Annotated in this window: 11 protein-coding genes; 6 read left to right on the top strand and 5 right to left on the bottom strand. The window is 63.7% G+C overall.

The annotated features are described in order from the left end of the window. Positions 1 to 50: 50 nt before the first annotated feature. Together ubiA and EOB59_RS31865 are read right to left on the bottom strand one after the other, a co-directional pair. Entirely contained in the window at positions 51 to 1034 is a 984-nt protein-coding gene (gene ubiA / locus EOB59_RS31870) for a 4-hydroxybenzoate octaprenyltransferase (protein ID WP_164749081.1), read from the bottom strand. A gap of 68 nt (positions 1035 to 1102) precedes the next feature. Continuing rightward, on the bottom strand, positions 1103 to 2014 hold the full coding sequence (locus tag EOB59_RS31865; RefSeq protein WP_127380632.1) for a LysR family transcriptional regulator: 912 nt from the start codon (positions 2012 to 2014) through the stop codon (positions 1103 to 1105). Between the two features lie 88 nt (positions 2015 to 2102). Here EOB59_RS31865 and EOB59_RS31860 point away from each other — a divergent pair, with 88 nt between their 5' ends. After that, entirely contained in the window at positions 2103 to 2918 is an 816-nt protein-coding gene (locus EOB59_RS31860) for a phytanoyl-CoA dioxygenase family protein (protein WP_127396940.1), read from the top strand. Positions 2919 to 3075: 157 nt separating this feature from the next. Next, positions 3076 to 4353, top strand: coding sequence for a phosphoribosylamine--glycine ligase (gene purD, locus EOB59_RS31855; protein WP_128290101.1), 1278 nt, complete (start codon positions 3076 to 3078; stop codon positions 4351 to 4353). A gap of 14 nt (positions 4354 to 4367) precedes the next feature. Here purD and EOB59_RS31850 read toward each other — a convergent pair whose 3' ends face one another. Beyond that, a complete protein-coding gene (locus EOB59_RS31850; RefSeq protein ID WP_164895815.1) occupies positions 4368 to 5477 on the bottom strand; it encodes a glycoside hydrolase family 25 protein in 1110 nt (369 codons plus the stop codon). 247 nt (positions 5478 to 5724) lie between these two features. After that, entirely contained in the window at positions 5725 to 5943 is a 219-nt protein-coding gene (locus tag EOB59_RS31845; protein WP_013532811.1) for a hypothetical protein, read from the bottom strand. Between the two features lie 212 nt (positions 5944 to 6155). On the opposite strand from EOB59_RS31845, the gene EOB59_RS31840 reads away from it, so the two are divergent. Next, on the top strand, positions 6156 to 7925 hold the full coding sequence (locus EOB59_RS31840; RefSeq protein ID WP_128290099.1) for an acyl-CoA dehydrogenase: 1770 nt from the start codon (positions 6156 to 6158) through the stop codon (positions 7923 to 7925). A 20-nt stretch (positions 7926 to 7945) separates the two neighbouring features. Beyond that, entirely contained in the window at positions 7946 to 8698 is a 753-nt protein-coding gene (locus tag EOB59_RS31835; protein ID WP_128290098.1) for a crotonase/enoyl-CoA hydratase family protein, read from the top strand. A 43-nt stretch (positions 8699 to 8741) separates the two neighbouring features. Here EOB59_RS31835 and pdxH read toward each other — a convergent pair whose 3' ends face one another. After that, positions 8742 to 9359, bottom strand: coding sequence for a pyridoxamine 5'-phosphate oxidase (pdxH, locus tag EOB59_RS31830; protein WP_127270335.1), 618 nt, complete (start codon positions 9357 to 9359; stop codon positions 8742 to 8744). A gap of 77 nt (positions 9360 to 9436) precedes the next feature. Between pdxH and EOB59_RS31825 the strand changes: the two genes are divergently transcribed. Together EOB59_RS31825 and EOB59_RS31820 are read left to right on the top strand one after the other, a co-directional pair. Further along, a complete protein-coding gene (locus EOB59_RS31825) occupies positions 9437 to 9898 on the top strand; it encodes an RT0821/Lpp0805 family surface protein (protein ID WP_027035968.1) in 462 nt (153 codons plus the stop codon). A 100-nt stretch (positions 9899 to 9998) separates the two neighbouring features. Then, positions 9999 to 10471 (top strand): DnaJ domain-containing protein (locus EOB59_RS31820; protein WP_164895814.1); only part of this gene is annotated, 473 nt, incomplete at its 3' end.

Genomic DNA, 10471 nt, shown 5'->3' with positions numbered 1-10471 from the left:
CATCCGGCTGCCGCCACCTTCTCCCCGTATAGTGACGGGGAGAAGGAAGACTAAACCAGCGGCTTCAGCGCCACCCACACAGCGCCGCCGATCAGACCAAGGAAGATCAGCCAGCCGACCTGGTTGTTCGACCTGAACAGCCGCAGGCATTGGTCCGGATTGTCGATGTCCAACACGGCGATCTGTCGGGCCATATGGGCGCCGGCGGCGATCAGTCCGGCCAGCGCCACCACCGGCGCCTGCGCCGACGCGAAGGCGATGGCGAAGCAGATCAGCGCGCCGCCATAAAGCCCGGCCAGCCACGATTTGGTGTTATCGCCAAACAGGCGTGCCGTCGAGCGCACGCCGACAATGGCGTCATCTTCCTTGTCCTGATGTGCGTAGATCGTGTCGTAGCCGATCACCCACAGGATCGAGCCGATATAAAGCATGATGGCAGGCCCATCGAGATCGCCGAACTCGACCGCCCATCCCATCAGCGCGCCCCAGGAAAAGGCAAGGCCAAGCACCAGTTGCGGCCAGTTGGTTATCCGCTTCATGAATGGATAGATGGCGATGACCGCCAGTGAGCAGATGCCGAGCAGGACGGCGAAGCTGTTGAACTGGATGAGCACGACGAGGCCGACCAGGGCCTGCAGGACGAGAAACAGCCATGCCCGCCGGCGCGTCGCCTTGCCCGACGGCAACGGTCGCGAGCGCGTGCGCTCCACCTGGCTGTCGATGTCCTCGTCGACGAGGTCGTTGTAGGTGCAGCCGGCGCCGCGCATGGCGATGGCCCCGACCAGGAACAGCACGAGATACAAAGGCGCCGGCAGCAGTGAGAGCAGCGGGTCGCCCGGACGCGGATAGGCGCTTGCCGCCAAGGCTGCCGACCACCAGCACGGCCACAGCAGCAACTGCCAGCCGATCGGCCTGTCCCATCGAGCAAGCTGCGCATAGGGCCATATCGAGCGCGGCAGCACGCGGTAGACCCAATGGCCGTTCGGCGCATCGGCGACACGGCCCTGGGCCGCTTTCGACTGGATATTTTCCATGTCCATGGAGTGGCAGCAGCGGCAGAAACCGTCAAGCGGCAAGCGGAGACGCGGCGCCTGTCAGCCTTTCACGAGGCAAAGATGTCGCGGGTGGCGAACCAGTCCCTGGCCACCTCGACGAAGGCCAGCGCTGCATTCGACACACGCTGATGCGTGTCGTAGGTCAGCAGGATCCGCTGCATGGGCAGCGGATCGGACAGCGGCTTGCAGATGAGCGGCAGGCCGTCATAGCTGCGGTCGCCGTGCGGGCGGGTGTAACTGACCGCGACTCCGAAGCCGTTGGCGACCATGCTCCGCTGCAGTTCGAACGAGCTTGTCGTCGTATCGGCCACCGGCGAAAGGCCGCGGCTGCGAAACAGGTCGAGCATGTGCTGCCAGCTGTGCGGCTGATCCGTCGTGATCAGCGGATAGGCGGCCAGATCGGCAAGGCTGACCGTTGGGCGGTCCGCCAGGGCATGGCCTGCCGGCAACAGCGCGTGTGGACGAAGTTCGCGCAGCAGGATGCGGGCGAAATGCGTCGGCAGGCTGAGATCATAAGTCAGGCCGAGATCGATGGCCGCATCCCCCAGCCGTCGTCCCAGCGTCTCGAACGTCTCGTCGCGAACGACGATTTTGACGGCCGGATAGCGTTCGGAGAAGGCGCGGATCAAAGCCGGCGCGAAGAAAGGCGCCAAATCCTCGAAGCATCCCAGCACCAACTCACCGCTGACAGCCGATTTGCTTGAACCCAGGCCGACGAGTTCTTCCGTTTCGGTGAGAACCTGCCGTGCCTTGGCCACGACGGCGCGGCCGAACGATGTCGGCGACACGCCGCTTCCGCGCTGGCGGACGAACAGCTTCTGGCCGAAATTCTTTTCGACCGCGTCAATGGCCACCGAGATCGACGGCTGCGAAACGTTCAGCATCTTTGCCGCGCCGGTGACGCTGCCGTGACGCGCCACGGCAACCAGGTAGCGCAGCTGCGTGAGGGTCACACTCATAGGGGCGCTCTATATGTCAGATCGAAAGTTATTATTTTACCGAATGAAGAGGTGTTGCGATAGTGGCTTCATTCCAGAGGAGAACGCCATGGCTTCCCAGACTGCCACCATCGACGCCACCATGATCGGCGCGTCCACGATTGCCGACTATCAGCGTGACGGCGCTGTCTGCATTCGCGGCGCCTTCAAGGGCTGGGTCGACACGATTGCCGCCGGCATCGAACGCAACATGCAGAACCGCAGCGTCACCGCATCCGACATCGCCAACGGCCGCGGCAGTTTCTTCGATGATTACTGCAACTGGGAGCGCATTCCCGAATTCGTCGAGGTTGTGCGGGAATCACCGGCCGCCGAACTGGCGGCCGCGGTGATGCAGTCGCGCACCGCGCAGTTCTTCCACGATCATGTGCTGGTCAAGGAACCGGGTACGCAGAAGCCGACGCCCTGGCATCAGGACATCCCCTATTACTTCGTCGATGGCCAGCAGACCGTGAGCTTCTGGATTCCCATCGACCCGGTGAAGGAGGCGACGCTGCGCCTGATCGCCGGCTCGCACAAATGGGACAAGATGATCCTGCCAGTGCGCTGGCTCGACGACAGCAATTTCTATGCCGGCGAGGGCGACTATCTGCCGGTGCCAGATCCCGACAAGGATCCGTCGATGAAGGTGCTCGAATGGGAAATGGAGCCGGGCGACGCCATCCTGTTCGACTTCAGGACCGCGCATGGCGCGCGCGGCAACCTGACCGCGGCGCGGCGCCGGGCGCTGTCGCTGCGCTGGGTGGGTGACGATGCGCGCTATGTCGAGCGGCCGGGCCGCACCTCGCCGCCCTATCATGGCCACGGCATGCAGCCGGGCGAGAGGCTGCGCGAGGACTGGTTTCCGGTGGTCTACCAGGGCTGAAGCGAGGCCAGAAAATCGACGCCGATGTGCGCCGCCGATTTTCGGCTGGGGTAACGTTCCCGTGCGCAATTCCCATCAATGCGCCCGGATGCCTTGACCCGTCGCCCAGAGAGCAATAGCGGGTGCTCTAACGGATAGTCGGCATCAAGAGGTGGCCATGAACGTTCTTCTTCTCGGCTCCGGCGGCCGCGAACATGCGCTCGCCTGGAAGATCGCCGCATCACCGCTGCTGACAAAGCTCTATGCGGCTCCCGGCAATCCGGGCATCGGCAGCGAGGCTGAGCTGGTAAAGCTGGATTTAGCCGACCATGCCGCCGTGGCCGCGTTCTGCCGGGAGAAAAAAATCGACCTCGTCGTGGTCGGCCCGGAGGGGCCGCTGGTCGTCGGCATTGCCGACGATCTGCGCGCGCAAGGCATTCGCGTCTTCGGACCCTCCAAGGCTGCCGCACAGCTGGAAGGATCGAAAGGTTTCACCAAGGATCTCTGCGCCCGCTACAACATCCCGACCGCCGCCTATGGCCGTTTCAGTGACCTGGCCTCGGCCAAGGCCTATGTCGAAAAGACCGGAGCACCGATCGTCATCAAGGCCGACGGGCTCGCTGCCGGCAAGGGCGTCACCGTCGCCATGACGCCCAGTGAAGCACAGGCAGCACTCGATGCCTGCTTCGACGGTTCCTTCGGCGCCGCCGGCGCGGAAGTTGTGGTCGAGGAGTTCATGACCGGCGAGGAGGCGAGTTTCTTCTGCCTCTGCGACGGCACCACCGCACTGCCCTTCGGTACCGCGCAGGACCACAAGCGCGTCGGCGACGGCGACACCGGTCCCAACACCGGTGGCATGGGCGCCTATTCGCCGGCACCGGTGATGACGCCGGAACTGGTCGAGCGCACCATGCGCGAGATCATCGAGCCGACCATGCGCGGCATGGCCGAACTGGGCGCGCCGTTCTCCGGCGTGCTGTTTGCCGGGCTGATGATCACCGACAAGGGACCGAGGCTGATCGAATACAACACCCGTTTCGGCGATCCGGAATGCCAGGTGCTGATGATGCGGCTGAAGGATGATCTGCTGGTCCTGCTCAACGCGGCGACCGACGGCCAGCTTGCGCATACTTCGGTGCGCTGGCGCGACGAGGCCGCGCTCACCGTAGTAATGGCGGCGAGAGGCTATCCCGGCACGCCGGAAAAAGGCTCGGTCATCCGCGGCGTCGAAGACGCGGCGAGCGACGGCGTCCAGATCTTCCACGCCGGTACCGCCATCAATGGCGGCGCGCTGGTTGCCAATGGCGGCCGCGTCCTCAACGTGACGGCATCAGGCGCCACGGTCGGCGAGGCACAGAAACGAGCCTATGCTGCGCTTGACCGCATCGATTGGCCGGACGGGTTCTGCCGCCGCGATATCGGCTGGCAGGCCGTAGCGCGCGAACAGGGAATCTGAAGTTCCGCATTGGCTCACCGCTGGCCGCGATCGAGTTCGGTGGAAGCGGTGCTGAGTGGATCGGACACGGCAAAGGCAGCGTCGAGTTGTGCGGGTGAACGCCGTTCGGTCCGATTCCAGGCGACATATTGGACAATGCCGAAGCTTGGCCGTCGCGGCACCGTCTTCACGACTGGCATGCGGAAGCCGTCGCGGAAACGGGACCAGCGTGTGCCCAACGCTGTAACCATGTCCTCGAGAGTCGGCGGCGCGGCCACAGACGCATAGGTGATGGTGACATTGCCGGCGAGGCCGGCCTCGCGTGAAACCGGTAGCGGTATCGAGGCGAGATAGTCCGGCGGCACGTCGATAAGCCCACCGAACGGCCATTGCGTGCGCAGCGTGGCGGCGTCTGTCGGCGCGACATTCACGTCTATGTCGTTAGGCGTGCCGGCAACCCTGTAAGGGCAGCGGAAACGGCCGCAATTGGCTTGCGCCGAAAACTGCCACAGTGCGTAGCCTTGCCAGTTGCCCATCGGAAAATGCACGTCGATGTCCTTGGTGTAGCGCGCATACCAGAGCGGCAGCCGCGACAGGAGCGTGTATCTGTCGCTGTTGTCGGCGATGTACTGGGCCGTCTTGCCGTTGGTGTAGAGCACCGGGAAACGTCCGATGCGCCGATGCACCTGGCGTACGAACTCCTCGGCATCGTCGAGCGACATCCATTGCGAGGGGTCATTGCCCTCGATGTCGAGAGCCATGAGCTCGTCCGGCGCAGGCTCGGCGAAATCGAGGAAATTGTTCGCCTGCTCGACCGGATTGCCGGGACGGGCAAGGTGATAGGCGCCCCATTTCAGGCCGAGTGCCTTGGCCACCACCCGGCGCGTCTGGAACAGTTCGCGCGTCACCGCATGACGTTTCCACAGCGCCTTGCAAAGCTTTACCTCAATGTCGTTGCCCAGGCAGAAATAGGCCGGCGGCATGCCGTCGGAGGCCTTGTTGATGAAGCCGACGACCCGCTTGTCGGTGGCGAGCTGGGCCCAGTCGATGGAATTATATTCGTAGGCATCGACGACCAGAGCGCGGTCGGCGTTCTTCCACGGCTCGGAAAAATCCGAGGCCGTTGCCGCCGTCGAAAGCGCCATCGTCGCCGCAAGAGCGAGGATCGCCAGCGCATGCCGGCCAAAAGTATGCAGCGGTTTTGGGGCAACGACATGCGCAGGAAACAGAGGCTTGAAGGGTGTCGGTACGACACTCTTCAAGCGGCGAAGGAGGTGCGCCGTCCTTTTCAAAACAGGGAATCCCCGTTGATCAAAGACAAATCCTGAACGGCTATGGTTAAGGAAGTGCTTTCGGGGGCTGGCCTCAGAAAAGCTGGCGACGCATCAGCTGCTAGAATTCAAACGGGTCAGGCGCCGGCTCTTGCCGCAGCGTGCCTTCGGCGGCGCGTTTGCGGTGGTGGGCGAGCGAGCATTGCGGCGAGCACAAAATGCCGCGATCCGACCAGTAGGCGGCACCGTGGTCCAGTCTGCCCCCATGGTAGCAGAACCCCTCCGCTCGATAGGGCAGGCCGCATTCGATGCAGCGGTAGGCGTCGGGTCTGGCAAGCATGGGCGGTTCCGGTTGGCTGGTCTGATCCATCGCCGGTCGACTTGATCCGGCATGGGTTGAACTTAATACGCGCCGCCGCGATTGCAAAATCCGCGTGACAAAATTTGACGTTTACGTAAAAAGAAGATGGGAGACCGCTGATACGGCGGGTGGTTTTGCAGCGGCACCGGTTCTAGAGTGGGCAGGCCGAGGCATCAGGAGGAGTGGGCGGCATGTATAGGGCACCGGTCGAGGATATCGCCTTCACGCTCAAGCACGTGGCCGGCATGAAGTCGGCGCTCGATGCCGGCACCTTCGGCGATCTCGGCGAGGACCTGGTCGATGCCGTTCTGGGTGAGGCCGGCCGTTTCGCCACCGAAGAGGTCACACCGCTCTACACGATCGGCGATCGGCAGGGTGCGGTGCTGAAAGGCGGCGCCGTCACCACGCCGCCCGGCTGGAAGGAACTCTATCGCCGCTGGATCGATGGCGGCTGGAATGCGCTCTCGGGGCCTGAGGAATATGGCGGCCAGGCGCTGCCGACCATGCTCGGCGTGGCCGCGCTCGAAATGTGGAACTCCGCCGCCATGGCCTTCGGCATCGGCCCGACGCTGACCATGGGCGCGGTCGAGGCGCTCGACAAACACGCCTCCGAAGACCTCAAGGCCAAATATCTCGAAAAGCTCGTCTCCGGCGAGTGGATGGGCACGATGAACCTGACCGAGCCGCAAGCCGGCTCGGATCTCGCCGCCTTGCGCGCCCGCGCCGAGCCGGCGGGTGACGGCAGCTATCGCATCTTCGGCCAAAAAATCTTCATCACCTATGGCGAGCACGATTTCACCGACAACATCATCCATCTCGTGCTGGCAAGGCTGCCCGATGCGCCGGCCGGCACGCGCGGCATATCGTTGTTCCTGGTGCCGAAATTCCTGGTTGGCGACGATGGCGCGCTCGGTGCCCGCAACGACGTCTTCTGTTCCGGACTTGAGCATAAACTCGGAATCCATGCCTCGCCGACCTGCACCATGATCTATGGCGACGGCTTCGAAGGGGCCGAACCCGGCGCCGTCGGCTGGCTGATCGGCGAGGAGAACAAGGGGCTCGCCTGCATGTTCACCATGATGAACAATGCGCGGCTTTGTGTCGGCATGCAGGGGGTGGCGGTCGCGGAAGCCGCAACGCAGAAGGCGATCGCCTATGCCAATGAGCGCCGGCAGGGCAAGGCCGCGAGCTACACTGGCACGGGTATGGCGCCTATCGTCCATCACCCCGATGTCCAGCGTAACCTGCTGACCATGAAGGCGCTGACCCAGACCGCACGCGCCATCAGCTATTCCTGTGCCCACGCCATCGACATGGCCCGTGTCTCCGCCGGTGACGAGGCGGCACACTGGCGCGACCGCGCCAATCTGCTGACGCCGCTGGCAAAGGCGTTCTCGACCGATATCGGCGTCGAGGTTGCCTCGCTCGGCCTCCAGGTTCATGGCGGCATGGGTTTCATCGAGGAGACGGGAGCGGCCGCCTTCTATCGTGATGCGCGCATCGCACCGATCTACGAGGGCACCAACGGTATCCAGGCGATCGATCTGGTGATGCGCAAGCTACCGCTCGGCGGTGGCGACCATGTGCATGGTTACATCGCCGAACTGGCTGATATGGCCGCAGCGGTGCGGACCTCGAACATGCAGGGTTTCGGCCGCACCGCCGACGCTCTCGACGCGGCACTTGGCGATCTCAGCGAAACGACCCGCTTCCTGCAAAAACTGACGGCCGATGGCCGATCGGAAGAGGCGCTGGCAGGCGCCACGCCCTATCTCAGGCTGATCTCGCTTGCCGCCGGCGGCGCCTATCTGGCGCGCGGTGCTCTTGCCGATCACAACCGCATAGCGCTTTGCCGTTTCTTTGCCGAAAACCTGCTCGGCGAGGTCAGCGCCTTGAGGGCGCGCGTCATTGATGGCGCCGAAAGCCTCGCCGCTGCCGGCAAGACGCTCGTCTCTGCCTGACGTTTCACAAGGAAAACACCGTGACAGACCTTATCCTCGTCGAGCGCCAGGGCGCCATCCAGATCATCCGCATGAATCGGCCGGACAAGAAGAACGCGCTGACGCGCGCCATGTATGCGAAAATGTCAAAAACCCTGGCCGAGGGCGACGCCGACCCGGCCATCCGCGTCCATGTCTTTCTCGGCGTGCCCGGCGCCTTCTCCTCCGGCAACGACCTTGCCGACTTCATGGTCGTCGCCACCGGCGGCGACGGCGGCACCGAAGTCTGGGATTTCCTGATGGCGCTGGCCAAGGTCGAAAAACCCATGGTCTCCGGCGTCGACGGCATCGCGGTCGGCATCGGCACGACGCTCAACCTGCATTGCGACCTCACTTTCGCCACGCCACGCACCGTGTTCAGGACGCCTTTCGTCGACCTGGGCCTTGTGCCTGAAGCGGGATCGAGCCTGCTGGCACCGCGCATTCTGGGCCAGCAAGCCGCTTTCGCGCTGCTCGGTCTTGGCGAGGGTTTTTCGGCCGAGCGCGCCAAGGCCGCCGGCCTGATCTACGAGGTGGTCGAGGAAGCAGCGCTGGAGGCTTCGGTATTGGCGGCAGCCGGCCAGATCGCCGCCAAGCCACCACAGGCGCTGAAGATCGCGCGCAACCTGATGCGTGGTTCGCGCGACGATCTCGTCGCCCGCATCGGCGAGGAAAGCGAGCATTTTCGCGAGCGGCTGAAGTCCGATGAGGCGCGCGCCGCACTCACCGCGTTCATGACGAGAAAGAAATCGTAAGTGGAAGCAGCCGATCTCCCCCACGAGGGGGGAGATTGGCGCTTCAGGGATAAAGCCTGGTCTTGTCCCAGCCGTCCTTCGCACTGCGCGTAAAAACGAGCCGGTCGTGCAGCCGGAACGGCCTGTCGTGCCAGAACTCGATGGTGCTGGGCACGATGCGGAAGCCGGACCAGTGCTTTGGCCGCGGGATCTCGCCGATCGGATAGCGTGCCGTGTATTCCGCCACCGCTTTCTCCAGCGCAAAGCGGCTTTCCAGCGGCCGCGATTGTTTCGAGGCCCAGGCGCCGATGCGGCTGCCGCGCGGCCGTGTCGCATAGTAGGCGTCGGCTTCGGCGTCGCTGACGATCTCCACCGGCCCGCGAATGCGCACCTGGCGGCGCAGCGACTTCCAATGGAAACACATCGCCGCCTTCATGCTGCCAAGAATCTCCTGGCCCTTGGCGCTCTCGAAATTCGTGTAGAAGACAAACCCGCTTTCATCGAACCCCTTGAGCAACACCATACGCACATCCGGCATGCCGTCGGCATCGACGGTCGCCAGAGCCACGCCGTTGGGGTCGTTCGGCTCGCTTTTCGTGGCGTCGTCCAGCCATGCGGCAAAGAGGCGAAACGGCTCGGCAGCCTCGGTAAAGTCACCGCTTGTTAACTCAGTGTCACTCATAGTTTTTCTCAAATTGTCACGAAGCCAAGATTCTTACAAAACCAAGATTCTTTACGAAGCAAGGGGGAGGCTGCCGATTGTCGCGTATCGCGCAAGCTTTTGACAGCAGGCAATGGAGCGTTATCGCTTCGGCCAGCGCGAAAGCCGCGATTGTGGCGGTCGCCTTGCCGCTTGCCGCGTGTGGCGCCGGCGGCTTCAGCCTGGAAAAAGCCGAAGTCGACCGCTCGATCCTGACCAGCAGCACGTCTGCTTCGGCCGCGCCGGCCAATTTGGATCGCGACTCCGACCAGACGACGATCGGCAATGCGGTTTCCTCGGCCGACATCGAGCAGCTCGGCGGGCAGGCCGTGCCGTGGGCCAATGCCGGCACCGGTTCGCGCGGTTCCATCACCGACCTGGCGGAATTGAAGGACAACGGCCAGACCTGCCGCCGCTTCAAGGCCTCGCGCGAAAGCTTTGACGGCGTTGCCATGTTCGAAGGCGAACTGTGCCTGGCCAGCGCCGGCGGCTGGCGCATGCAGGACTTCAAGGCACTCTGATTTTCCGCGTCTGATATGCTGCTCCAGCACTGGAATTTCTTCCTATGCGAGCGCATATAGGTGGCAACCAGAGACTCAACTCTTCTCCAGGGCAGTAAGCATGCGCGACCCCTATGAGGTGCTGGGCGTTGCCAGGAACGCATCGTCCAAGGACATAAAGTCGGCGTATCGGAAACTCGCCAAGAAACATCATCCGGACCAGAATCCGAATGATCCCAAGGCGAAGGACCGTTTTGCCGCGGCCAACCAGGCCTACGAGATCGTCGGCGACGAAAAGAATCGCGCCGCTTTCGATCGCGGCGAGATCGACGCCGACGGCAAGCCGCGATTCCAGGGCTTTGAGGGCGCTGCCGGTGGCGGCGATCCCTTCGGCGGCTTCCGCCGGCAGCAGGGTCCGGGCGGTTCGCGGTTCGAATTCCGCTCCGGCAGACCGGGTGGCGATCCGTTCGACGGCAACAGCGACATCTTCAGCCAGATTTTTGGCGACACTTTTTCGGGCGCGCGCGGTCCCGGCACGGGCGATCGCCGCCAGCAGGCGACAGCAGCCGATCTGAACGTGACGCTCGACATCAC

Origin of the sequence: Mesorhizobium sp. M7A.F.Ca.MR.176.00.0.0 (genome assembly GCF_004023165.1) — a bacterium.
Classification (GTDB): domain Bacteria; phylum Pseudomonadota; class Alphaproteobacteria; order Rhizobiales; family Rhizobiaceae; genus Mesorhizobium.
The sequence above is the reverse complement of the archived record's forward strand: the minus strand, read 5'-3'. Positions and strand labels throughout refer to the sequence as shown.